This window comes from Vibrio sp. 1F255, from assembly GCF_041439145.1.
In the GTDB taxonomy this organism is placed as follows: domain Bacteria; phylum Pseudomonadota; class Gammaproteobacteria; order Enterobacterales; family Vibrionaceae; genus Vibrio; species Vibrio crassostreae_C.
The window spans coordinates 1-25964 of sequence record NZ_JBGONQ010000036.1 but is presented as its reverse complement, the minus strand read 5'-3'; the positions used below and the strand labels follow the sequence as shown (position 1 = coordinate 25964).

Here is a 25964-nt window from a genome sequence, read left to right as displayed (position 1 = left end):
TTTTTGTTCGATCGTCCGGTCTATTATTAGCATACTCGGCTCTATTCTAAATTTTTAGGAGGGGTGATATGTCACAATTTATAGAACAAACTCTCAACCTTGCCCCCTTTAGCTGGGCAGGTCTTGCAGTATGCATGCTGTGTGGTTCGTTAATCGGAATCGAAAGGCAAACACGCGGTAAACCCGTCGGAATCCGAACGTCGATTCTGATCATCAGTGGTACCTATTTCTTCCTCACCATGGCGATCAGCCTATCCCCCAACACACTCGATCAAGCTCGTGTGCTTGGTCAGATAATTACGGGTGTTGGATTTCTTGGGGCTGGTGTAATGATGACACTGGATGGCAAGATTCATGGCGTGACTTCAGCCGCAATTATCTGGGTACTCGCAGCATTAGGTATGATGATCGCACTAGGGCATCTTTCCCAATCGGTCATTATCACGCTAATGGCGCTAGTGATTCTGCTTGGTGTCGATAAAGTGGAAAACAGCTTCCAGAGCCTGCGTCGTGGTGTGCATCAGAAGTGGATGAGAAAAGGCCGCGTGAAGAAGTAACCTCAACCTGAAACAGACATTAAAAAGGCCTAGTCACACGACTAGGCCTTTGTGTATCCAACTAATTAATACACCTGAATACACACCTGATTCTTACCCGCAGCCTTTGCCTTATAGAGCTGCTCATCAGACGAACGAATACTCTGGTTTTCCCACAAGTGCCCTACGCTGTCGAACTTATACAAAGAGTAAAGCGTCGCGCCACCAGACACTGAGATACTAATCTTGTCACCCGTAGGGCATCGATAACTCTGTAGGCTAATGTCGTTTTGAATTCGCTCAAAGATCGATGAAAGCAACTCAGACGATTCACCCGTAATCGCGACAACAAACTCTTCGCCACCAAATCGAGCCACGATATCTTGCTGTCTAACGCTGTTCAGCATCAACCGAGCAACATGGCAAATCACCTCGTCCCCCACTTTATGGCCATGCTGATCATTAACGACTTTGAAATCATCGATATCAAACACGCCAACACCAATAATCGGCTCTTCATCTTGCGCCAGTAATCGAGCCTCAAAACCACGTCGATTCAGCAAGCCCGTTAATGGGTCGCGCATTGCTAGCTCATTTAAACGCTGGTGCTCTTGTCTTGTATAGAAGCGCCATAGCCATAAAACCGAGAGCAGATACAAAACCAACAGTATCGAAAGCTGAATCTTCTCCATCTCCAATACATGCAGAAAGTGCTCGCTCTTATCTTCTTCAATACTCAGATATAGCTGGGTGTTAATGTCATCAACATACAGAGGCTTGGAATACGTAAAATCCATAAACCCGTATTTGTTTGCGCCTCGAGTACTGGTGACTTTATAGCCATGGGTAGGGTTCGATACTAGGTTCGAGACATAACCATCGACACCCAACACCCCTTTAAACTCACCATTAACGTAGATTCCTTTGGTTAAGGTCACCACTTTCTGACCTGTTAAGTAATCATCATATTGGCTGGTATACACCACTTGGTCTTGCCCTTGAGCTAAGCCAAAGCGAATCGTGTTCACCCAATAAGGCCTGCTATTCACAACCGAATCAAAGGTGTCGCCCTTAATGTAACTGGCAAAATCAGAAGGCGAAGAGATAATGAATTTCTCTTTTGAAATGAAATAAATCGCAGAGATGGTATCAATGGTATTGGCAAAATAAGCCATGGTCGGCGCGATGAACAGGCGCTTACCCGCTTCGGTATAAAGGTCCGATTCCGGGTTGCACATCTCGCGAGGGCCAGAGAACATAAAATCAAAACGAGGGGCATGTTGCTCCTCACTGGTGAAGTAACACGTCTCACCCTCGATCTTTTTGTCATGCGAGAATACGTAGGTATCTCCATGCAGTGGATAAAGCGCAGTGATGTTGTACTCAAGCGCATTTATGATCTGTGTGAGCTCCGCTAAAGAGCGTGTTACGCCTTGGTTTTCCATTCCATACTGTTTATCTGATTCTTCCGCTGAATCAACGAGCAACAAGCTCAAAACTACTAAAAAACTGGCGGTCAGGCCTAAGAAAGCCTTTTTAAAATCGACGGTATGGTGGTTAATCAAAGCATATAAATCATCATTGGGAATTTATCGCACATTGTACCTATAAATTCAAACATCGCAACAACAAATATAAAACAACATGCTTATTGGGTAATTTGAGAAGTTTATCGTGGAAGTAGAATTGAATGTAATAACGCCCAAACAAGGGTTTAGGCGTTGATAGGCTTAGCGCTTAAAAGCTAATGCACTAACTGAACGTTGCTCGCCAATGGGAGAACCAAAGGCTAAACGACAGCGTTATTTAGCAAAGTTTACAATCGGGAAGCACGGGAAGAAACCGTTGTCAGCACAGTTGATCAGACCAACTTGTACGCCTTCGATTTTGTTGGTTTTGTTGAAGATACCAACCTGAACCGTAGACACTTCTGAAAGGTTCGCAGCGCCAACATCAACCATAGTGTTACCTTCTGAGTAGTTGACGAAACTCACGTTCGCGCCTTTCACATCATTAGTAATGTTCACAGCACCAAGGTTAACACCCGTTGTTTTACCCGTGTTCCAGTTGAAGAAACCTAGAGATGCACCGGTCATTTCTTGGTTCACTTTTGATGCACCCAAAATACCCAGGTTCACACCTGTGGTCGTTTGCGTCTCAGACATACCAACAACAGCAAGATCAAGACCTTTAAGGTCGTTCACTTGTCCGTGAAGTAAAGCCAAGCGCACACCGCCAACAGCATCTGAGTCAGGTGCGTTGAAGCCATTGATCGTTGAAAACATAACAGGCGAAGAAGCAAATGCCGCCGGTGCCATTACTGCTGCCGACACAGCAAGTACTGAAAGTAGTTTTTTCATTGGGGAGTCTCCACTGACTTATTGTTCACTTGATTAATCCATTTTTAATCAAGCATTTATTGTCCTTTATTCAACAGCTACCCATGTTAAATCAATGTAATAACTGTACTGTTGAATATAAGCCGCTAAATCATAAAGAGCAATGGTTAAGAGCAGGTGCGGGATTCGAGTGAACGAGATGCGAAAAGCAAAAAAAACAGAGACCGAAACCTCCGCTCTAACGCTTATTATTCCAAACAAAAATCTAGGCGAGAAAATCAACATGTTTCACAAGCTTATAGCCCACACACTTATTGCCGCATCTAAAGCGATGTCATCCTAAAAAATTTATTGATAAAAGCTCAACAGACCTCAGGTATTCAAAAACTAATGTTCGTAAAATTCTGAAAATAAACTAAATTCTAATATAGGAATAGAACGATATGAAACAGTGGGAATAGCATGATTAAGGAACCTACGAATAAACAGACCATTAAAGCGATTATTTCGCGTGGTTTTTTGGCTATCGTGTTATTTTTAGGCCTCTATATCTATGTTAGCCATGCTCTGAAGAACAAAGAGCAGGACATGATTAATCTCCAGCTCAGTCTTTCTGAAGCTTATAGCGTTATGCTCTCTGTCAGACGACAAGAGCAGCAGTTTGTTTCCACAAGGCAACCAGAGATTCAAGAACAACTCAATATAAAGCGAAGTCAGCTGATCGAAAAGCTGGCTGAGATCGATGGGAAAATCGTACGAAGCGACCTCAATATTTCTTTTAATTATGCCAAAGTTGTCGAGTATCTCGACGAGTACCACACCGCCTTTACATTATTAGCCCTTGAGTTAGTCAGCATACATGGCAAGAGGGACCAAATTGGGCTCATTGAGAAACTAAAAAATGCAGCGTTGACACTTGAGCGCTTCGTACATGAATCCAATAATGTGCAGCTTGAAGAATTGACTTTAGAAACACAAGATCTCATGTATCAGTTCTTTACCGATTTTGATCAGACAACATTAGATAAGATTGTCGATTCATTGTTCAAAATCCAAGATGAAATAGAACAGAATTCCCGAACGATCAGTGCATTAGCTTCGTTTAATAATTTTAAACGCCACTTTTGGCGATTGCAGCGAGGGTTAAAGAGTGTCGGGTACAGCTCTGATAGCGGCCTCAAAGGAGAACTCACCAGCAGTATTTATCATGTTGAAGATGAGCTCAACTTACTTTTCACCGAAACACCCAAGCAGATCGCAGAGAGCCTGACGCAGATAAAGTCGTACAGCTACTTATCGACAGCCGCATTAGGAGGGGTGACGTTACTGGTGCTGCTTTATGTTGTGTGGCGTGCCAGTCAACTTGAAACTCAATTGATTGTTTCACAAGAGAAAGCACGACAAGCAAACCGCGCAAAAAGTGCCTTTCTTGCCAATATGTCTCATGAGATACGGACACCGCTTAATGGCGTGATTGGTATGTCAGAAATACTGGCAGAAACCAAACTATCCGCAGAACAGAAAGACTGCCTTGGGACTATCTATACCTCTTCTCAAACCTTACTTATGTTGATCAACGATGTTCTCGATCTGTCCAAAATTGAATCGGGTAAACTGGAAATTAATCCACATACGACAGACTTAAGAGAGCTGCTGTTTGATAGCGTGACTCTGATTTCTTCTAAAGCTTATCAAAAGCAGATTAAGTTGGAAGTTGAAATTGATGGCGAGCTCCCAGAGTACATTCATGTTGATGGGAATAAAATTCGCCAAGTGTTGATGAATTTAGCCTCAAATGCGATCAAATTTACAGAACAAGGCTCTATCGTATTCACCGCTAAACGGCTTCCATCATTGGAAACAGAGTGTGTGGTCGAGTTTTCTGTTCGAGATACGGGTATTGGTATCGCAGCAGACCAACAAGAGCACATTTTCAAAGCGTTTTGCCAAGAAGATACCAACATCACCTCCAATATTGCGGGGACCGGATTAGGGCTTAGTATTTCGTCACGTATGGTGGAAATGATGGGAGGCTCGATAAACGTTGAGTCAGAGAAAGACGTGGGCAGTTGCTTTCATTTCCAATTAACCGTAGTGCCATCAGATCATTCTGAACATAAAAATCGTAAACAAACCGTTGTCTATTATTCAGATGCGCCATCGAAACTTTTACTCGATGACTTGTTCCGCCTTGGTTACTCACCACAACTAAAATCAATCGAAACAAACTTGGCGGCAACTGACCTCCCAGAGATCGCTTTGATGGAAGATATTAACCAAGCCAAAACACTGCATCGCTTAGCACCAGAGGTGAAAATCATCATAGTGAAAGATAATCTTAGTGATCCTATGAGTGAGTGTCATTTTATCTCAGGCTATGTGACTCTTCCTATGCTCGGTTCCCGCTTAAGTAGCATGTTGAACTCCGTGCTTGAAAGGTCACAGCCACAACCCCCTCAACATCAACCTGAGCCGATAGAAGCGACTGTACGTCAAAAAGTCCTCGTAGTTGAAGATAACCGCGTAAACCAGAAGGTGGTATGTATCAATTTAGATAAGTTAGGGATTGAATATTGGGTTGCCAATGATGGACAAGAAGCGATTGATTTATATAAAGGGCATCATCAAGACATCGGCCTTATCTTGATGGACTGCATGATGCCGAATGTAGATGGCTTTGAGGCAACAGAGCGAATCAGGCGCTATGAAGAAAACCTGCAACTTCAGGCAACACATATCCTCGCTTTAACGGCATCCGTGCTCGATGATGATATTAAACGTTGCTTCGAGTGTGGAATGAACGATTATCTTCCAAAACCATTTAAGCGTGACATGATGCTGCAAAAAATTGATGAACAACAGTTTACGCACAAGGCAGGCTGACCAAGGAGCTTTGGGGAAAAGGGTGATGGTGAAGCTGAAATACAGATACGGGATGCGAATAAATAAGGCTTAAGAGCAAAAAAACGGAGACCGAAGTCTCCGTTTTCTAAAGCTTATGTGTGACTTTCTCTGCTATAGAGAAAGGGGGATGATTACATCATGCCGCCCATGCCACCCATACCGCCCATGCCACCCATATCAGGCATTGCAGGGCCAGAATCTTGTGGCTTATCAGTGATCATCGCTTCTGTTGTGATCATAAGACCAGCAACTGACGCTGCGAACTGAAGTGCAGAGCGAGTTACCTTAGTTGGATCTAGGATACCCATTGCAATCATGTCGCCGTATTCGCCAGTCGCCGCGTTGTAACCGTAGTTACCTTCGCCAGCACGAACGTTGTTAGCAACAACAGATTCTTCATCACCTGCGTTCTTAGTGATTTGACGGATAGGCGCTTCCATTGCACGTAGTGCAACACGGATACCGACGTTTTGCTCTTCGTTGTCGCCTTCAAGGCCAGCAACTTTAGATGCAGCGCGGATAAGTGCAACACCACCACCAGCAACCACACCTTCTTCAACGGCAGCGCGAGTTGCGTGAAGTGCATCTTCAACGCGGTCTTTCTTCTCTTTCATCTCAACTTCAGTTGCAGCGCCCACTTTGATTACTGCAACACCGCCAGCTAGCTTAGCTACGCGCTCTTGAAGTTTCTCTTTGTCGTAGTCAGACGTTGCATCTTCGATTTGTTGACGGATTTGAGAAACACGACCTTGGATCATTGTTTCTTCGCCCGCGCCATCGATGATGGTTGAGTTTTCTTTAGTGATAGTTACACGCTTAGCTTGACCTAGGTCTTCTAGCGTTACTTTCTCTAGGTCTAGGCCGATCTCTTCAGAGATAACCGTACCGCCAGTTAGGATAGCGATGTCTTGCAGCATAGACTTACGACGGTCACCGAAACCAGGCGCTTTAACAGCAGCCACTTTAACGATGCCACGCATGTTGTTCACAACTAGAGTTGCAAGCGCTTCGCCTTCTACATCTTCAGCGATGATAAGAAGTGGACGAGATGCCTTAGCAACTGCTTCTAGAGTCGGAAGAAGTTCACGGATGTTCGAAACTTTCTTGTCGATAAGAAGAATGAATGGGCTTTCTAGATCAACAGAACCCGCTTCTTGGTTGTTGATGAAGTAAGGAGATAGGTAACCACGGTCGAACTGCATACCTTCAACTACGTCTAGCTCGTCTTGTAGAGCCTGACCTTCTTCAACCGTGATTACGCCATCACGACCTACTTTTTCCATCGCTTCAGCAATGATGTTACCTACTGTCGAATCAGAGTTCGCAGAGATAGTACCTACTTGCGCGATAGCTTTTGTATCTGCGCATGGAACAGAAAGGCCTTTTAGCTCTTCAACTGCAGCGATAACTGCTTTGTCGATACCGCGCTTAAGATCCATTGGATTCATGCCAGCAGCAACGGCTTTTAAGCCTTCAGTGATGATTGCTTGAGCAAGAACTGTTGCTGTAGTCGTACCGTCACCCGCCGCGTCATTCGCTTGCGAAGCCACTTCTTTAACCATTTGCGCGCCCATGTTTTGGAACTTGTCTTCAAGTTCGATTTCACGTGCAACTGAAACACCATCTTTAGTGATCGTTGGTGCGCCAAATGATTTGTCTAGAACAACGTTACGGCCTTTAGGACCTAGCGTTACTTTTACTGCGTCAGCCAGAACGTTTACACCTTCTAGCATTTTAATACGTGCGTCATTACCAAATTTAACGTCTTTAGCAGCCATCTTAATTTCCTTTCAAATTCTTTGTTTCGGGGCGTCTCAGCGTTATCGCGTCATTCTGAACAGTGAGGGACGAACGTGATTCAGAATCTACTCAAATCGCACTCTGTTTAGATTCCAGATAATTCGTTCCTCATTTCTGGAATGACGATATGAATCATCCAATACTGGCTCTGATAACTTTTACTGAGAGTTAAATGAAAAATAGATTACTCGACGATCGCCATGATGTCGTTTTCAGACATAATCAGAACTTCTTTGCCGTCGATTTTTTCAGTTTTCGTGCCGTAACCTTCAGCAAAGATAACGGTATCGCCAACTTTTACGTCCAACGGTTGCACTGAACCGTTTTCTAGAATGCGGCCTTTGCCAACAGCTAGAATGATACCGCGAGTCGATTTTTCTGCGGCAGAACCAGTTAGAACGATGCCACCAGCAGATTTAGATTCAACTTCTTGGCGCTCAACGATAACTCGGTCATGTAGAGGACGGATATTCATCGGTCTTATCTCCTGATAATTTCCATTTAAATTTTGATAGTTGCCACGATTAGCGTGGGTCAAACAATATGTTGGGGGCGATGTGAAAGATCCCAAGGGGGGAACGAAAAAATTGTGAGCTAAAGTGCAGATTCTCACCCCTCATCTTTCCCTGCTTTTCGTTTACTCGTATCTCGCATCTGTTTATCCTACGCTTTTGGTTTCTATCGGCGTTTTGCATGCAAGATAAGCACGGGCTATTAACTGCCCCAATTGAGAGTACATTGCGTACCATGACCATACCGACCATATTCGGTATGGTGGCGATCTTGATGTTTAACCTCGTCGATACTTTCTTCATCTCATTGCTTGGCACCCAAGCCTTAGCCGCGGTGAGTTTTACCTTTCCAGTCACCTTTGCCATCAACTGCATCACCATGGGGATTGGTATTGGCTTATCGACATGTATCGGTCGATTGCTTGGCCAAGGCAGCGCACAAAATGCAGCACGCTTTACCTGCCATGGATTATTACTCGCGCTACTTCTGGTCTGCTGCGCGTCTACATTAGGTATTATCGCCTTAGAACCTATGTTTACCCTGCTAGGAGCAAAGCAAGAGTTGTTGCCGCTGATATCGGAATACATGTCGGTGTGGTATCTCGCGATCCCATTGTTGGTCATCCCCATGGCAGGCAACAGCGCGATTCGAGCGACCGGTGATACGAAAACACCCGCCAAGATCATGCTACTGGCTGGCCTTATCAATGGCGTTTTAGATCCGCTACTCATCTTCGGGTATGGGCCTTTTCCTGAACTGGGGATTCAAGGCGCTGCGATTGCCAGTGGTTTCAGTTGGTTTGGTGCGTTGTGTGGCTCACTCTACGTATTGATGGTGCGAGAAAAACTGCTTGCGCCGCCTAAGCTGACAAACATCGTCAGTGACTGGCGACAGATCTTAAAAATAGGCACCCCAGCGGCTTTGTCTAACGCTCTGAACCCACTTGCCGGCGCTATCATCATGATGATGCTGGCCAAACAAGGGACTGAAGCCGTGGCGGCGTATGGCGCAGCGCAACGTATCGAGTCCATTCTTATCATTGTGTTGATGTCTCTTACTTCGGCGCTTACGCCTTTCATGGCGCAGAACTTTGGCGCAAACAACCCACAACGCAGTTTTAAGGCACTGTTTCTGAGTATGCGTTTTGCTGTGATGTTCCAAGGTTTGATTTTCTTAATGATGGTGCCGTTGAGCATTCCTTTGGCTGCCCTGTTCTCTCAAGAAGAATCCGTCCGAGGCATATTGTGGCATTACCTGTTAGTCGTGCCCTTTAGCTATGGATTCCAAGGCATTGTGATGATGCTGATCAGTGGGATGAACGCCATGCACCAACCACTTAAAGCCTTCCAATGGAGCTTCATGCGTCTGTTTGTGTTTACCTTACCCTTTGCGTGGATAGGCAGCCAAATCGACGGCGTAGAAGGGCTGTTTATCGGCTTAGCCTTGGGGAACATTGTCGGCGGTATTTCAGGGTACTTGTTTGCGCTTCGTGTAAGGGGTAAAGCAGATGCGGGATACGAAAAGATATAAGAGCAGATACGAGATGCGAGTAACCGGGATGCGAAAAGATTTAAGAGCTTAAGAGCAGTTACGAGATTCGAAGAGCTTGAGAGCAGAAAAAGACTAAAAAAAGGAAGATGACATGGAAGACACCACTTACAAAATGTTCTATGACGCACCAATTGGCAAGATGATCATTGTTAGCAATGGTGTGTCGCTTATTGAAATTGACCATGTAAATCACGAAGAGCTAATGATTAGCAACCCAGATGACCTTTGCCAACTGGCAGCGAAACAGTTAGATGAGTACTTCGCAGGTCATCGAATAGAATTCGATTTGCCATTAAGAGCGATAAAAGGCACTGACTTTCAAAAAGTAGCTTGGCAAGCTTTAACAACCATTCCTTATGGCGAAACCATCAGTTACGGTGAACAAGCAAAGAGAATGGACAACCCAAAAGCAGTAAGAGCTGTGGGTGGTGCAAATGGCAAGAACCCATTTAGTATTGTTGTGCCTTGCCATAGAGTCATCGGCGCGAATGGAACATTAACCGGCTACACCGGCGGTATGAATCGCAAAGAGTGGTTGTTAGATTTTGAGCGTTCGATCTTAAATAAAAAGAAGTAAACCTTATCTCACTAGATCAATAATATAAAATTTCGCCATCAAGAAGCGCCATTATCACCAGACAACATATAGTCTATATTTAAAATTTCATACAAAGAGGTGATGGTAATGTCCACTGATACGATTGAATCTTATGAAGATCGAAAGCGTAGAGATGGAGCTATAGCGCTAATGAAACTATTATCGTTTTCTATTGATGATAAAAAACATGACCGAGTCAATTCAGGTACTCAGATTCGAGATAAACTGGCAAAACGTAAACAATCGGTTCAAGAATCAACATCACCGTTACGCTGATAATAATACGTTCGGTTACTTTAGTTTAATCCCATAAGTGTCAATATGGGCAAGTAACTCGCTTGATGTAATTCTATGCTTAACGAGCAAGTCAACCTTGAATGGAAGCGACGACTGTTCTAAACGATCTTGCAAGCCTGCGACGACACTTAACGAAATCCCATGCCCCTCGATAACAATATCGATGTCGGAGTTATCTTTATAAGTTCCAAGGGCTCTAGAACCGAATACCCAGGCATGAATGACTAAAGCATGACTCAAAACAATATCCTCAATCAGCTGATACTGATGAGGCTTAAGGCCGACCGAGTCTGGTTTAACCAAATAACTATCGATCACATTTAACCTCTTGTTCGCATTGACCCTCTTGATCACATTTAAGCTTTAAATAGAGTGTGACTTGCCCTATCACTGGTGAAAATGACTCTAAGATCAGTGACTGAGCTTCAAGGACATTTTCCTCATCATAGGTGTGGGACAATAAATTTCGTTTTATGAGTGCTTCAAGCATAATCTCACACTGCTCCGAAGACAGGTGCTTAGCTTCTAAGGCCGTACGAAAAACGCTCCTCGGCGAAGCCACATCAAACCCTTCAAACTCAAGTAAGTCTTTAAGGGTCTTCCATGTCAGTTCGAAAGAAAATTCAAAAGTTTGTACTAACCCAGCGAGCTCTAACTCATTGTAGCTATCTTGTGAGCACGCTCTCTCAAGCCTTTGCTGCGCTTTCATTAAGTTTTGCAGTCGTTGCTTCCAACGGTCTGGGTTTGAGTTCATATAAACAGCCTAGAGATAAGGTAAAAGATAAGTATAGTATGAGCCTTAAGCTACCTAATCATTCAAGCAATGTCACTCTTTCGATATTCATCAAGACTGTTCTTTTCGTCTTTTGTTTAAGGTCGTGCCCTTATGTTCTCCCCTGCATGTTTTTCTTACCCAATACCTGTCCTTAAGCTCTTCGCTACTCGTTTACCCGTATCTCACATCACGCATCCGTTCTTAAGCTCTTCTCATCTCGCTTACTCGTATCTCACATCTATAAAAAAGCCCGCACTTTGAAGTGCGGGCTTTCAAAATCGTTAAAGCTCAACGTGAGCCGCTGAGCCAAACAACTATTTAACTACTGACTATTTAACGATCACATCACCTGACATTTCTGCCGGGATTGCGATACCAGATAGAGAAAGCATCGTTGGTGCTAAGTCAGACAGCTTACCGCCCTCTTTGAACTCAACGTCTTTGCTGCCCACGTAGATAAGTGGCACTGGTAGGTTAGTGTGCGCCGTGTGGATGCCGCCCGTTTCTGGGTTAACCATCATTTCTGCGTTACCGTGGTCTGCAGTGATAAGCAGTTGGCCGTCAGCTTCTTTGATTGCTTCAACCACTTTACCAAGACATTCGTCTAGCGACTCTACCGCTTTAACCGCTGCATCATAAACGCCAGTGTGGCCAACCATGTCACAGTTAGGGAAGTTACACACGATCGCGTCGTATTTGCCGCCTTTGATCGCTGCAACTAACTTTTCAGTTAGCTCTGGTGCGCTCATTTCTGGCTGTAGGTCGTAAGTTGCTACTTTTGGAGAAGCAACAAGTTGACGCTCTTCACCTTCGAACTCGTCTTCGATACCGCCATTGAAGAAGAAAGTAACGTGCGCGTATTTCTCTGTTTCAGAGATACGTAGCTGCGTTTTACCTTCCTTCGATAGCCATTCACCGTAAGTGTTCTCTAGAGAAGCCGGTGGGAATGCACATAGAAGCGGGATGTCTGCTGCGTATTGAGTCAGCATAACGAAATCGATCGCTGGGAATACGTTACGAGCAAAACCGTCGAAATCAGGAACGAATGCACGTGTAATTTCACGAGCACGGTCAGCACGGTAGTTCATGAAAATAACCGCATCGCCATCAACGATAGCGGCAGACTCTTCGCCTTCCGCTTTGATTTCAGTCGCTTTAACGAACTCATCGTTTTCGTCACGAGCGTAAGCCGCTTCTAGGCCAGCCACAGCAGTGTCGAATGTGAACTCTGCTTTTGCTTGAGTCAGCAGGTCGTAAGACTCTTGAACGCGATCCCAGTTGTTATCACGGTCCATTGCGTAGTAACGACCAATAAGCGAAGCCACACGGCCTTTACCTAGCTTAGCGAACAGTTCTTGGAAGCGTGCTAGTGTATTTTCAGCGCTACGTGGCGGCGTATCACGGCCGTCTAGGAATGCGTGTAGGTAGATTTTCTCTGCGCCACGTTCTGCTGCCATTTCAACCGCTGCGTAGATGTGATCTTCATGAGAGTGAACGCCACCTGGAGACATAAGGCCCATGATGTGAACCGCTTTCTCAGCTTTCACCGCTTTATCGATAGCGTTCACTAGCGTTTCAGTTTGGCCGAACTCACCATCTGAAATTGACTTAGTAATACGAGTAAGATCTTGGTATACCACGCGACCCGCACCAATGTTGGTGTGACCCACTTCAGAGTTACCCATTTGGCCATCAGGTAGGCCTACATCTAAGCCAGAAGCCGAGATTAGCGTGTTAGGTTGGTTAGCAATAAGACCGTCTAAAACTGGAGTCTTAGCGTTCGCGATAGCGTTGTCTTGGTTGTCTTCACGGTAACCGTAACCGTCAAGGATCACTAGAGCCATTGGCTTCTTAGCTGACATAGGACTGACCTCGTTCAATTCAAAATAAATCGGTATAAAAACAAATTAGCGTAATTTTACTACAGTTTACAGTCAAAACTGTAGTGGAAGATCAAGAAAGGGCGCAGGTAGGATGATCGAATGTGAAAAAAAGCGTCATTTTAGGAGGGAGTAAAGTAGGGATATGAATACTTATATCCCCACCATCCATATTGAAAAAGCGGAACAACGGTAGCCTCACGGCTCTTCAGTTTAGAAGATTAATTTCAGTGTCATGCTCTTCATCATCGTCCTGTGACTTTAGATCATGCACCGCTGGTTGCTCTATCACTGTGGTTTTGTTGGTAACATATTGAAAGCTAAAATCATCCCACAATATTTGATCCAAGCTTTCTTCAATTTCTTGATTAGATGAAATATCTATTATCATGATTACTGCCTCATATCGCTATTAAAGCTCATAGTAATTATGGACAATAAACAGAACACCTTCGAAAGAATTGTGTAAAAAACACGCTAACGGAAGGTCATAATTCAAATAACCGAACCCAATATCGGTTCTAGGCTCTAGGCTCTAGGCTCTAGAAGGAGCTCTTCTTGGTTCTGAGCAGCATTCCAAACCAAATCCCCTACCCCATCTGTCGGCTTAAACCCGGTTGGTGCATCGAGAAGAAGCTGGCGAATCGCATCATGTTGTAGGTTATGACAAGCAAAATCCAAAGATTCAAGTAGCGTGTCATATTCATTAATCGGTAAGAACACTTCTTGCGCGGTCATGATTCGCTCATGAGCGGTTGGGGATACGTTATCGCCAATCAATAACTCTTCATAGAGCTTCTCACCAGGGCGCAGGCCAGAGAATTGGATTTCAATATCACCATGAGGGTTCTCCTCATTCTTAACAGACAGCCCTGAAAGATTAATCAAGTTTGCTGCAAGGTCTGTGATTTTGACCGATTCGCCCATATCAAGAACAAACACATCACCGCCTTTACCCATAGCGCCCGCCTGAATCACCAATTGCGCCGCTTCAGGAATGGTCATAAAGAAACGGGTAATATCGCGGTGGGTAACAGTAAGTGGGCCACCGGCTTTAATCTGCCTTTTAAACAGAGGAATAACCGAGCCAGACGAGCCAAGTACATTGCCAAAACGAACCATACAGAAACGTGTGCCGTGCTCTTTTTGGTTCTCTTGCTCAGCTAAAGCTTGCAGGCCTAATTCCGCCATACGCTTGGTGGTGCCCATCACGTTAGTTGGGCGTACCGCTTTGTCTGTCGAGATAAGCACGAAAGACTCAACACCCGCTTCAATAGCGGCTTTAGCCGTATAGTAAGTGCCGTAAACATTATTACGCACACCTTCTACCACGTTGTACTCGACAAGAGGAACGTGTTTATAAGCCGCGGCATGATAAACCGTTTGGACACCAAAAGACTGCATTGAGGTCAATAAGCGATGTGAGCGCTGAACGGAACCTAGTAAAGGCACGATTTCAACATCGTAACCTTTGGTTTCTTTAACTAAAGAAAGCTCACGATCAATTTGGTACAAGCCAAATTCAGACACTTCAAACAACACTAATGTTTTAGGTTGTTGTTTAAGGATCTGACGACAAAGTTCAGAACCAATAGAGCCGCCAGCACCGGTCACCATCACCACTTTGCCTTTGATGTTGGCTTCCATCAGAGCTTGCTGAGGTGCAACTGCATCACGACCGAGCAAATCTTCGATAGGTACATCGGTAAGCTCATCAATTTTTGCTTTACCTGACACAATATCCGCCATTTCAGGAACGGTTTGAATCTCAACGGGCAGCTGCGCCAGCAAATCCAATACTTGCTTACGGCGAGCGCGAGAAGCGCTTGGGATCGCGAGCAAGATTTTAGAAACATCGTGCTTCTCAATCAACCTTTCCGCTTTGTCTAATACAATAACGGGCAAACCCAAAATCATCGTATTGGTGAGCGTTTTATCTTCATCAATGAACGCGCGTACTCGATAGTTTTCAGACGCTCTTAACGCGACAGCCAACTGTCGGCCGCCTGAGCCCGCACCGTAAATTAATACTTCTTGACGTGAATCTTTCGACGTCGTCGCGACAAGATTGCGAACCACCAAACGAGAGCCGCCACATAACAAAGCTAAATAAGCACCGTAAATAATAGGCACCGTACGAGGGACTGGTTCTTGCAGGTAATACGCAAACAGAGCCAAAGAGATTGCCGACAATATTGCGCCTGCCGTTACCACAAACAGCGCTTGAAAGGTGAGATACCTAAGTACTGCTCGATAAAGCCCAATTTTTGTAAATATAAGCACCGTCATTATTACTGTTAAGCCTGTCAGTAATAAATTATCGCCATCATTCAAAAATTGGAAATCGCCTAGCCTTGTCCACAACGCAATGTGCAGAGCAAATATAATGAGTAAAGAATCAATAGAAACACTGATAACCCGCTTTTTAAAACGAGAAAGGTGCCATATAAAGTTTAGACGTTGCATAAGTTTATTCTTATTTATGAGTATTTAATAAACCACAAAAACTGCATAAGTGGATGTGTTGAACATTCTTTAAATTCGCAAATAGAACTTGCAAAAGATAACCCGAACATTTAATTCGCGCTTTAATTTGTTATTGATATTAGTGCCCCAGTTCGATCTATTAAGGGGTTGTGAATAATTAAGAAAGAAACTTACACGAGTTTCTGTTTGATGTTTAATACGAAAAATCTAGTAAAGCCATTAATAATTAATGGAGAACAGAATTTATAAAACAACCGCCGTTACCAAACTCATGTTATTTAGTCCTTAGTCAGAGCCAAATAAATCGCGCGTGTACACTTTATCTTTCACATCCGCCAACTCTTGGGCCATACGGTTGGAAACAATCACATCACAGCTTGATTTAAACTGTTCGAAATCGGTTAACACCAGTGAACGAAAAAACTCTTTCTCTTTAAGCTCCGGTTCAAACACCACCACTTCAATACCTTTTGCTTTCAAGCGTTTCATGATGCCTTGAATACTTGAAGCACGGAAGTTATCAGAGCCCGATTTCATAACTAAACGGTAGATACCAACACGCGTTGGATTACGTTTGATGATGGAATCAGCGATAAAATCTTTACGTGTGGTATTCGAATCAACAATAGCACCAATAATGTTATTTGGTACATCTGAGTAGTTCGCACGCAGCTGCTTGGTATCTTTTGGTAAACAGTAACCACCGTAACCAAATGAAGGGTTGTTGTAGTGTGAACCAATACGCGGGTCTAAACAAACGCCATCAATGATTTGACGCGTGTCTAACCCATGTGATTCGGCATACGTGTCTAGCTCATTAAAGTAAGCAACACGAAGCGCTAAGTAAGTGTTAGAGAACAGCTTTACCGCTTCGGCTTCGGTTGAATCGGTATACAGGATTTCAACGTCTTTTTTAACCGCCCCTTCTAACAACAAGTTCGCAAAAACTTGTGCGCGTTCAGAACGTTCACCCACGACAATACGTGATGGATGCAAGTTGTCGTATAAGGCCTTACCTTCACGTAGAAACTCAGGAGAAAACATGAGATTTTCACAGTCTAGCTCTTGTTTAATACGCGCGGTATAACCCACTGGTACAGTCGATTTAATTACCATCACCGCACTTGGGTTAATCGCCATCACATCTTTAATCACGGCTTCAACCGATGAGGTATTGAAGTAATTCGTTTCAACATCGTAGTCAGTCGGTGTCGCTATGATGACGTATTCTGCATTGGAATAAGCCAACTCTTTATCGAGTGTCGCGGTGAAGTTTAATGGTTTATTAGCCAAGAAGTCTTCAATTTCCGTATCAACGATTGGAGATAATTTATCGTTAAGTAATCTTACTTTCTCTTCGATAATATCAACCGCGACAACATCGTGATGTTGGGCCAGTAACATCGCATTTGATAAGCCTACATAGCCGGTACCAGCAATTGCAATTTTCATTTTATTTTTTCTTCGCTGACGTTGTAATTTGTATAATTAAAAATTTGATATGAAAATAATTAGGGAAAGCTCTAACCCTCCCTATCATAATATTTGATTAGATTTGAGCTTCTAGTAAAACAGCACGAAGTACTTCCGCCGTTTTCTCAATCTCATCCTGCGTTAAGGTTGGATGTACTAAAAACATTAAGCTGGTTTCACCTAACTCAACTGCGTTCTTTAATGGTATTTCTGGCCTGAAGTTTGTGCCATCAAATGCTTTTTCTCGGTAAACTTCAGAACAACTGCCTTGGTATGCAGGCACACCTTGCTCAACAATCGCATCGACAATTTTATCGCGAGTCCAACCTGGCTTTAAATGTTCAGGGCGGATAAACATATAATGCTTATATTCGGCATGTTCAATGTGTTCAGTAATATCCACACTACGAATAATTGGCAGATCAGAAATAGCTGCTTCAATCACAGCTGCGTTTGCTTGACGCTTTTGCGTCCATTCAGCCATGCGTTGAATTTGGATACGACCAATAACCGCTTGCATTTCTGTCATGCGCCAATTGGTACCAAAGCTTTCATGAAGCCAACGGAAACCCGGTGGGTGCTCGCGGTTGTAAATAGCATCATAGCTTTTACCATGATCCTTATAAGACCACATAAACGACCACAGATCTTTGTCGTTAGTGGTTACCATGCCACCTTCACCGCCCGTGGTCATGATTTTATCTTGACAGAAAGACCAAGCACCAATATGACCAATCGTACCGACACTGCGACCTTTGTATTTCGCACCATGCGCCTGAGCACAATCTTCAATAACCTTAAAGCCATGCTTTTCAGAGAGAGTCATGATTGCATCCATCTCTGCAGGCATACCTGCAAGATGAACAACAATCACAACCTTGGTTTTTGGCGTAAGTACCGCTTGTATCGATTCAGCAGTAATATTTTGGCTGTTCAGATCAACATCTGCAAAAACAGGTGTCGCACCTGCAGTGACAATAGACGAAGCAGAAGCTAGAAAAGTACGTGATGTGGTGATCACCTCATCACCCTGACCAACCCCAAATGCCTTCAATGCGACATCTAACGCTAGCGTGCCGTTACCCAAAGCTACTGCGTATTCACAGCCAACCCAAGCCGCAAACTCTTTTTCGAATTCACGCCCTTCTTGACCCGTCCAATAGTTTACTTTATTTGAAAGTAAAACCTTATTAACAGCATTCGCTTCTTCTTGAGTGAAGGAAGGCCATGGGGAAAAAGGAGTATTTAACATTTTATATCTCTCTAAGGAACATAAAGCTCTGCAACACCATCGATAACTGTCTTATTTCTCACTTTACAAACGGTATCAAAAAAGACTCGACGCTTTTTCTCGTCAATTTTCGTAACCGTTGCTGTTGCTGTAACAGTATCACCTAAATAAACAGCGCGCTTAAAATTAAAAGACTGAGCAACATACACACAACCAGGGCCCGGAAGCCTAGTACCAAATAAAGCTGAAAAAAAGCTACCCGAGATCAACCCATGAGCAATACGTTTTTTGAAACGTGACTCTTCAGCAAAATGATCGTCAACATGAACGGGATTATGATCGCCAGATAATCCGGCAAAATTCTTTACATCTGCGTCAGTTATTGTCTGAGAGTAAGAAGTTGACATCCCGATTTTAATATCGTGAAACGGGACTCCCAGTTTTATTTCTTGAGTCATTTTGAGGTTCTCTTAATCGACTTAGCTGGCACTCCAAAAACTACATCCCCAGCCTTCACATTTTTGGTTACAACAGACCCCATACCGACAACTGCACCTTCACCAATAATTAAAGGTTTACTGGGGGAACCTTGTTTAATAATTGCACCAGTACCAATATAAGCATGATCCTTTATATGAACATTACCGTTACACATTACATTAGGTGCAAATGTTACATAATCCCCAATAATGCAATCATGGGCAACATAACTATATATATTTGAATGAAAACTCTTCCCAACTTTTGAATTGGAGGTTACTGTAGAAAAAGGGCAAAGAATTTCCCCCTCAGAAATTTCATTGAAATCCAGCACAACACTATTCCCTGCACGCACAGATGCAATTTCAACATTATCGCTGGCTAGCCGCTCTGTTAACATCTGTCTAATTTTACTATCAGCAATAGCCACTACCGCACTTTTAGCAGCTTGTGGTGAAGATAAAAATTCCTCATAGGTCAAAACAGCAACTCCATTTAACTCATTTAGGGAACTACTATCATCAATGAAAACGAGCTCACTTCCGGAGTCAATAGTACTTTGTCTTAATAAAGGTAAGACTTCTTTACCAAATCCACTAGCACCATAAATTCCAACTAAACAATCTTTTTTCATAGTGTTACCACTAAATGCGGACATTGTTACCTCCCCCTCTCCACTAATACCTTCTTTAATAAAAACTTTCTTGATCGTTAGAAATAAAATCTTAATATCAAGCAACAAAGATTGGTTTTCGACATACCAAGCATCGTATTCGAATTTTTGTTCCCAACTAATCGCATTCCGTCCATTGACTTGCGCCCAACCGGTGATGCCTGGCCGTACATTATGTCTAGTTGCTTGCCGCTCGTCATAAAGTGGCAGGTATTGCATTAACAGTGGGCGAGGGCCAACTAGGCTCATATCACCTTTCAACACCGATATTAACCCTGGGAGCTCGTCTAAGCTTGTAGATCTAAGTTTTAAACCAAACGCTGTCAAACGCTCTTCGTCAGGAAGTGGATTACCATACCTATCAGCTGCATCCTTCATACTTCTGAATTTCAGCATGTTGAAAGGTTTTCCGTTAAGACCTGGTCTCTGTTGTTTGAAAAGGACAGGTTGTCCCAAGTTTTTAGCAACCTTTATTGCAACAACTATAAGAATGGGAAGAAAAATGATTAAAGCAACTAAAGAAAACACAACATCAAGAGTGCGTTTGATCATTGATAGCCTCCATTAATGTGTTTTCTATACGTTCCGCCATCATGTCTCTTGAGAACTTCTTGTAAGCCAAATGTTTACACTGCGACACAGCTTCACAATACCTCTCCTTATCATTCAAAAATAAGGACAGTTCCGTTGCTGACTTAGTATGATCCTCGGGGTTTAATACCACTCCACAATGATATTCCTCTATGAACTCTTTTTGCCAGCCCCCGTAATTAATTGCAATAGGAGTGCTTGATGCTAAAGCATCAAAGAGCTTATTTGCCGAGTTATGCCACATTTCAGGAATTGGACCAAATAAAGAAATAGACATATCAGCAGCCGACAACAACTTAACAATCTCAGTTTTGGGTACTGGGGGAAGTATGTATAAGTTGTCATTAAGGACCTTAAGCTGGTCTGCTTTTTCTATCACTACTTGTTTTTCCATGCCATCACCAATCGCAACAAAACAAATCTGACTATCTATTTTTTTTATACTTTTAGCGAGTTCAGGAAGATAAGCCACATTATTAATCAATCCAAAAGTGCCTGTATAAACAACTAACTTTCTTCCTTTCAAGAAACTCAAATTTTCTTGCTTATAGCTTTCACCAATAGACTTAGAAACATCAAATAACTCAGTATCACAACTGTTTGTAGCAAGTGTCACTTTATCTGAGCTAATACCATGACGAGTAATGCCATCACACATACCAGGAGAGAGACCAATCAACCTCTTTGAATTTCGATACGTATATTTTTCAAACCATTCAGCCAATCTAATTAATAGCGAATTTTTAATTGCACCAACAGCTACAGGTAATTCAGGCCATAGGTCTCGAATTTCAAAAACTAGTGGGATTTTTCTAATTTTAGAATAAATTAACCCTGGGATGGCAATCGTTAATGGGGTACTCGTAGCGAGTACCACATCGCTCTTTATACCCAAAGATTTTATAGAAGACTGCCATGAAAATTGTAAGAATTTAAATATCCGCTTTATAAATGAATCACGATTAGAATAAGGTAAATGCAGGATATGTAGCTTGATACCGTGTATATTTATTTCGTTCCAACCTGCATTTAATTCATAACTACTAGAGAGGAATGCAGATGACGTAACAAAAGTCACTTCATGCCCTTTTGCAACTAAACGCCTCGCCATTTCGTAAGAGCGCGTACCCGCGTTTGAGGACGGTGTTGCAAAGTACTGATGTAAATATAGAATTTTCATATATTATCTTTTTAGTTTTTAATTGTAACCAAATTAATACTACGTCGTTTGATTTCTTTTAAAAGAAACTCCATCCATTTATTTGACACCATGAACTCATCTGTAGAACAAGTATTGAAACGATGTTTCCTCACCCTTTCATCAGCCCGTTGAGTTAATTTTTCAACATCGGTTATTATATAATACACATGAGAAGGGGTATTTATAACATCAAGTAGGTTGCTAACTAATTTCATGTTATTTTCACTTAATGGTAAAGTGTTCAACCACCCCCAAAGAGATTGAAAAACCCCCTCTTCGACACAAAATTTATTTTGAAACTTAAAAATACCAAGTCTCGACATCAATATAATGCTTTTCTTTACATTATATTTAAAAGTATTTTTATTGGAATTACTCAACTTAATCAAAAACCAAAGAACATTTATTTTTTTCGGAGAAAAAATAACATGACACATTTTTTTAAAATTAGAATGGTTGTGGTGGTATATTTTTTTTCCACAGTGTTCTTCTTCTAAAACATTACTTAGAACCCATGATTTACCTGAACATGGAAATCCTAAACATTCTGATTCACTTAACATTACGCCCTCATATTAAACAATGTTTCATTCAAAATATTTCTTGTTAACTCCAAATGATAATAGTGAAAACAACAATAACCACCTAGCATCTGATATATCACCGCTTACTTGATGTGATATTAAAAAAAATAGCGGTAAGACAAATATCTTGTTAGTGGGTCTAACCAAGAAGCCAATATACGGTAATAATAAAATTGCGCCAAAAATAATACCAAGGTCGGAAAAAACTTCGATAAAAATATTATGTGGGTACGTAAATGGATAATTTAACACACTCTGCCAATTACCCGCACCAATACCAAGAATTAGGTTGCCATTTATTATCATTATAGTGTCAGCTATCATTTCACTTCTAATGCCCACACTTCCTGCAGCTGAAGAAGAATTGGATATACCTAATAGCGCTTGAAAGCCAATTTGTATTCGGTGTAATGGCGTATCCGACAAGTCAATAGATGTATATAATAGGAATAGCATTGAAATAAATATAGAAACAACAAGTAACAAAAAGGAAGGCTTGTTTTTCTGGTATAAAAAATATAGCGATGAAGCAGCAAGAGCAATTATTGGGCCTTTAGACATACTCCATAATACACCAAAGAAAAAAATCAACAGTAATATAATGTTAATTTTTTTTCCAAATGGAAGGAATATTGCTGTCAGGAAAAAACCTACAGCCATATTTCTACCAAAAACTATTGGACCATTCATAAAGTAGTTAATGTGCCTAAGCCAGAATCCATATTTAAGCTTCCAAATAACTGCAGCAACAAACAGCACAAGAATAAATAATATCGATAATTTTAAAATATACTCCTTTAAGCTGTAATTAATTGCATTTATAACAATCAGGTACCCCAACAAACCAAGAAATAACGAGTTTAAGTATTTCTCCATCCCTTGAAAATTAGCATTTGATGAAAGAATTAATATAGGAATAATAATTATCACCCCAGATAAACACAATGTCATCTTACTTCGGAATATAAAATATCGGGGATAATAGGATATATAAACAAGCATAACTGATAAAAAAAACATTATAGTGTTAATGCTTACATCTAATACCACTAACCTATCTTCATAAAAAACACCGCCGATCACCATTAATGGTAGATAGATCAAAAACGAACCAAGTATACAATATTTATTTATCATTTAGTGTGACATTTCTTTAGATAAAATTTTATTAATCTCTAGATCTACTTCTTCAATAGAATTATTAGCATTAATTGTAAATACTGTGGATCCATTCCATTTTAAATCTTTGATTTTCTCCCCCAAATAAAAAGCTTGATCGTAAGTCAAATCATTTGGTTTTCGTTTAGTTGAATTTTCAGCATTCACTTCCATAATAATAATTATTTCAGGTGGATTAGCCTTTGCCAGTTTATAAACTTCACGTTCCTTTCTATAAAGAAATCTAGTAATTAAAGTTTTGGCAGACTCCTTAGGAACTCTAGGGGAATCAATAAAGTCATCAACTTCTTCTTGTAACCAACGGTCAATAATCACTATTTCCCCTTGGTTTGCCTTAGATATTCCTCTTTGCAGCTGATTTTTCTTATCAAATAGACATAGTAATAGCCATAATGAGTAGAGTAATGGGTATTTTTTATCTTTGGATTTTTCTTTTCTATTCTTGATATGACTCGGAGATTTCGCTTTATTCCCATAAACATTGAATATCAACCTTCGATACCAAGATGCTCCGCTGACCCCAGACCCAACACTAATAGTTGTTGTTGATAATTGTTTTTTTAGTTTTCGACTTAGTCTTTCTATAGCGGAAGATTTCCCCGAACCATCAATACCGACAAACGCTATTTTTAATCCTTTATTCATTAGTTTTTTATTCCCTCTTTGATTTGACGCTCTCATGATTATTTTTTCTTTAATTAAAGAAAATAATCTATAAACATATACCAAATTTTGAAAATTACTATTGTCTTTAAAAACATTGATTGAATTGGTTATTTTTTTTCTATTCCTGTTAACTATATCGGAACTTTTGTAATTGTTTTTTTTAATTAAATCATTCAAAACATTAGGATACGGATTATCAAGTTGAAGTTTTAATTCATTTGTTTTTATATAATGATTTTGTAAGTTTTGTAAATCTTTATCTAGCGATGCATAACCAAAAAACGACTTCTTCCGTGATGAATATCGTAAAATAGATAAGGCTACATCGTCAAATGGAGAAATGATTTTACATCCATAAGCTGAATTTTTTACTGCATTGTTAATTAGGTATTTGGTTATTGGCATTCGATAGTTTCTTGTAACACTATTGCCAAAAATAACATTGTAATGTAAATGAATATGGATCCATATGCCTGATTCTGTGAAATATAGATAATCACTAGTGCCATAATCACTTTTCAACCAAGAGTTTTCTACTTTAACAAACCCAATAGAAGATAAAATCATCTCAGCTTTTAGGCTTGACTTAATATCAAGCAAAACATCTAAGTCTTCCTCTCCAGTTTCAACTGCATTTAATTTAGAAATACCTTTCCAAATGGCATATTTAACATCATTTTCATTCCAAAACTCAAATAGTTTTTTTATCATCAGGGCTTCATCCATAGAATGTTCCATGTAAAATGGTTGGTAGCGTTCTTATTTTTATTATTTTATATACTTTGTAAGATATTAGCGAGTTCTGAATAATCATTCCCATGCTGGTTGCAACAACAGCACCTGTTAGACCGTATCCACTAGTTAATAAATAAAATGAAACAATGCTAATAGAAGTACTAAATAACATAGTTTTCATCACTTCATTTTGATGGCCAGTCATATTAAGTAGTATTGCTACAGAACCAGTTAACACATTAACAGATTGCCCTATAATTAGTATTACTAAAGGTACCACTGCGTTATTCAAACCAACATATTCGAAGTAATATATTGAAATAATTATAGTTATAGGCACAACAAAAATAAGCGCACCTAACATATAATTTGATGCTTGAACTGAGAGCGTTTGAATTTCTTCTATTTTATTTTGTGTATAAAGGATAGAGAACTTTGGAGCTAGTAACATATTACAAATAATTAAAACAAAATTTATTATATATGAAAATCGCTGTAATGTACTATATACACCAGCCAGGTTGGGCTCCAAAATAGAGCCTATAATAAAAACAACTCCCCATTGCATTAAATAATGTAAAAATGAGGGTATAAAATAAGCATGAAGAGATGTAGTTAGTTCCTTGTATTTCACGTTGTTTAGTTCAAGTTTACTGTCAGGCCTAGCGTAGTAAATTAGTATTAATATAAAAATAAAAAGCAAGAAAACCGAGACCAGTAGTAGAACTCGAATAATATCATCTTCCAGTAAATCAAACCCCAAAAAAAATGAAACAAAAATAACAATAGTCGTTAATAATGTTATTGAACCTATTTCTAACAAGGCGGAATATTCGGCTAGCTCCATCGATTTCAATATCGCACTTGAACAATACAAAAGACTAATTATAGGTATAATTGCTATTATATAAACATCGTATTTTCCCACCCAATTATTTATATAAAAATGTATAACAAACCACGACAATACAGATACAACAATAGAAGAGAGTATTATTAACATTAAAGCCGACTTAATATAAGAATAGAAATCAGACAACTTTTCATCTTGATATGCAATTGCACAATACCTTGTTAGTGCAATATCTAAACCATATTTAACAAACAAAGATGCTCCAAGAATAAATGATATTATCATCATGTATTCCCCTGTAACTTCTACACTAAAAAAATGGTTGACAGTAATAATAAAAAATATAGTTCCAAGAGATAAGGACGCCTTACTAAATATTGTAAATAGTATTTTCTTAATCATAAATATTAACTAATTGAATGTGTGGAATTTTAAATTTATCGAGCTTTTAGAATAGACTGGCAAGTCAGATCAAGATTACAATACCGCTTTTCTGTAAATACTTACTACAGTTTCTTCTGCTTTCTTTTTATCCCAACTTGGAAATTGGTTTCTTCCGTCAGCAGGGCAAGATTACGAAGCCCCTTGCCCTGCAAGGACTTGCGAAAGGTAAGCGTT

The 25964-nt window shown here is 40.9% G+C and carries 22 protein-coding genes and 2 pseudogenes; 5 read left to right on the top strand and 19 right to left on the bottom strand.

From position 1 onward, the window contains the following. The first annotated feature begins 68 nt into the window (after positions 1–68). Complete coding sequence (locus ACED41_RS18255; RefSeq protein ID WP_102270925.1) at positions 69–557, top strand: MgtC/SapB family protein; 489 nt, start codon at positions 69–71, stop codon at positions 555–557. Between the two features lie 65 nt (positions 558–622). Here ACED41_RS18255 and ACED41_RS18250 read toward each other — a convergent pair whose 3' ends face one another. After that, positions 623–2101: a diguanylate cyclase gene (locus ACED41_RS18250; protein WP_371725425.1), complete on the bottom strand. Its 1479-nt coding sequence runs from the start codon at positions 2099–2101 to the stop codon at positions 623–625. A gap of 237 nt (positions 2102–2338) precedes the next feature. Then, positions 2339–2896, bottom strand: coding sequence for a VC2662 family protein (locus ACED41_RS18245; RefSeq protein WP_017061293.1), 558 nt, complete (start codon positions 2894–2896; stop codon positions 2339–2341). A gap of 507 nt (positions 2897–3403) precedes the next feature. On the opposite strand from ACED41_RS18245, the gene ACED41_RS18240 reads away from it, so the two are divergent. Continuing rightward, entirely contained in the window at positions 3404–5758 is a 2355-nt protein-coding gene (locus ACED41_RS18240) for an ATP-binding protein (RefSeq protein ID WP_241823902.1), read from the top strand. Between the two features lie 152 nt (positions 5759–5910). On the opposite strand, the gene groL is transcribed toward ACED41_RS18240, so the two are convergent. Both groL and ACED41_RS18230 read right to left on the bottom strand, forming a co-directional pair. Further along, entirely contained in the window at positions 5911–7557 is a 1647-nt protein-coding gene (gene groL / locus ACED41_RS18235) for a chaperonin GroEL (protein ID WP_017061290.1), read from the bottom strand. A 206-nt stretch (positions 7558–7763) separates the two neighbouring features. Continuing rightward, positions 7764–8054 carry a co-chaperone GroES gene (locus ACED41_RS18230; RefSeq protein ID WP_010433998.1) on the bottom strand — a complete coding sequence of 97 codons (291 nt, stop codon included), beginning with the start codon at positions 8052–8054 and terminating at the stop codon, positions 7764–7766. Between the two features lie 218 nt (positions 8055–8272). On the opposite strand from ACED41_RS18230, the gene ACED41_RS18225 reads away from it, so the two are divergent. From ACED41_RS18225 to ACED41_RS18215, 3 genes are all read left to right on the top strand, one after another. Then, positions 8273–9622: an MATE family efflux transporter gene (locus ACED41_RS18225; RefSeq protein WP_371725424.1), complete on the top strand. Its 1350-nt coding sequence runs from the start codon at positions 8273–8275 to the stop codon at positions 9620–9622. Positions 9623–9734: 112 nt separating this feature from the next. Further along, positions 9735–10220, top strand: coding sequence for a methylated-DNA--[protein]-cysteine S-methyltransferase (locus ACED41_RS18220; RefSeq protein ID WP_371725423.1), 486 nt, complete (start codon positions 9735–9737; stop codon positions 10218–10220). 171 nt (positions 10221–10391) lie between these two features. Beyond that, on the top strand, positions 10392–10517 hold the full coding sequence (locus tag ACED41_RS18215; protein WP_260302023.1) for a hypothetical protein: 126 nt from the start codon (positions 10392–10394) through the stop codon (positions 10515–10517). 15 nt (positions 10518–10532) lie between these two features. Here the strand turns inward: ACED41_RS18215 and ACED41_RS18210 are convergent, their stop codons facing one another. The 15 genes and pseudogenes from ACED41_RS18210 to ACED41_RS18140 all read right to left on the bottom strand — a co-directional run bounded on the left by ACED41_RS18210 (position 10533) and on the right by ACED41_RS18140 (position 25748). Then, positions 10533–10856, bottom strand: a complete 324-nt coding sequence (locus ACED41_RS18210) for a nucleotidyltransferase family protein (protein WP_371725422.1) — start codon at positions 10854–10856, stop codon at positions 10533–10535. After that, complete coding sequence (locus tag ACED41_RS18205) at positions 10846–11292, bottom strand: HI0074 family nucleotidyltransferase substrate-binding subunit (RefSeq protein WP_017093683.1); 447 nt, start codon at positions 11290–11292, stop codon at positions 10846–10848. The genes ACED41_RS18210 and ACED41_RS18205 overlap by 11 nt, the downstream gene beginning before the upstream one ends. 350 nt (positions 11293–11642) lie before the next feature. Beyond that, positions 11643–13175, bottom strand: coding sequence for a 2,3-bisphosphoglycerate-independent phosphoglycerate mutase (gpmM, locus tag ACED41_RS18200; RefSeq protein ID WP_017067156.1), 1533 nt, complete (start codon positions 13173–13175; stop codon positions 11643–11645). A gap of 226 nt (positions 13176–13401) precedes the next feature. After that, the gene (locus tag ACED41_RS18195; RefSeq protein WP_017063154.1) at positions 13402–13584 is read right to left on the bottom strand and encodes a hypothetical protein; all 183 of its coding nucleotides are present in this window, start codon (positions 13582–13584) and stop codon (positions 13402–13404) included. 137 nt (positions 13585–13721) lie between these two features. Continuing rightward, a complete protein-coding gene (locus tag ACED41_RS18190; protein ID WP_371725421.1) occupies positions 13722–15659 on the bottom strand; it encodes a polysaccharide biosynthesis protein in 1938 nt (645 codons plus the stop codon). Between the two features lie 306 nt (positions 15660–15965). Then, complete coding sequence (locus ACED41_RS18185; RefSeq protein WP_371725420.1) at positions 15966–17132, bottom strand: nucleotide sugar dehydrogenase; 1167 nt, start codon at positions 17130–17132, stop codon at positions 15966–15968. A gap of 97 nt (positions 17133–17229) precedes the next feature. Beyond that, complete coding sequence (locus ACED41_RS18180; protein ID WP_371725419.1) at positions 17230–18405, bottom strand: DegT/DnrJ/EryC1/StrS family aminotransferase; 1176 nt, start codon at positions 18403–18405, stop codon at positions 17230–17232. A gap of 11 nt (positions 18406–18416) precedes the next feature. Beyond that, positions 18417–18842, bottom strand: a complete 426-nt coding sequence (locus ACED41_RS18175) for a MaoC family dehydratase (RefSeq protein ID WP_371725418.1) — start codon at positions 18840–18842, stop codon at positions 18417–18419. Next, a pseudogene (locus ACED41_RS18170) lies at positions 18839–19465 on the bottom strand (NeuD/PglB/VioB family sugar acetyltransferase); the annotation flags it as partial. The gene ACED41_RS18175 and the pseudogene ACED41_RS18170, both read right to left, overlap by 4 nt. Positions 19466–19501: 36 nt before the next feature. Next, positions 19502–20089 (bottom strand): annotated as a pseudogene (locus tag ACED41_RS18165) (sugar transferase); the annotation flags it as partial. Beyond that, positions 20070–21308, bottom strand: a complete 1239-nt coding sequence (locus tag ACED41_RS18160) for a glycosyltransferase family 4 protein (RefSeq protein ID WP_371725417.1) — start codon at positions 21306–21308, stop codon at positions 20070–20072. The gene ACED41_RS18160 and the pseudogene ACED41_RS18165, both read right to left, overlap by 20 nt. 11 nt (positions 21309–21319) lie before the next feature. Continuing rightward, positions 21320–21892: a hypothetical protein gene (locus ACED41_RS18155; RefSeq protein ID WP_371725416.1), complete on the bottom strand. Its 573-nt coding sequence runs from the start codon at positions 21890–21892 to the stop codon at positions 21320–21322. Positions 21893–21916: 24 nt separating this feature from the next. Beyond that, positions 21917–23050 carry an O-antigen ligase family protein gene (locus tag ACED41_RS18150; RefSeq protein ID WP_371725415.1) on the bottom strand — a complete coding sequence of 378 codons (1134 nt, stop codon included), beginning with the start codon at positions 23048–23050 and terminating at the stop codon, positions 21917–21919. Next, a complete protein-coding gene (locus ACED41_RS18145; protein WP_371725414.1) occupies positions 23051–24484 on the bottom strand; it encodes a hypothetical protein in 1434 nt (477 codons plus the stop codon). Continuing rightward, complete coding sequence (locus ACED41_RS18140) at positions 24477–25748, bottom strand: lipopolysaccharide biosynthesis protein (RefSeq protein WP_371725413.1); 1272 nt, start codon at positions 25746–25748, stop codon at positions 24477–24479. The genes ACED41_RS18145 and ACED41_RS18140 overlap by 8 nt, the downstream gene beginning before the upstream one ends. Positions 25749–25964: the final 216 nt, after the last annotated feature.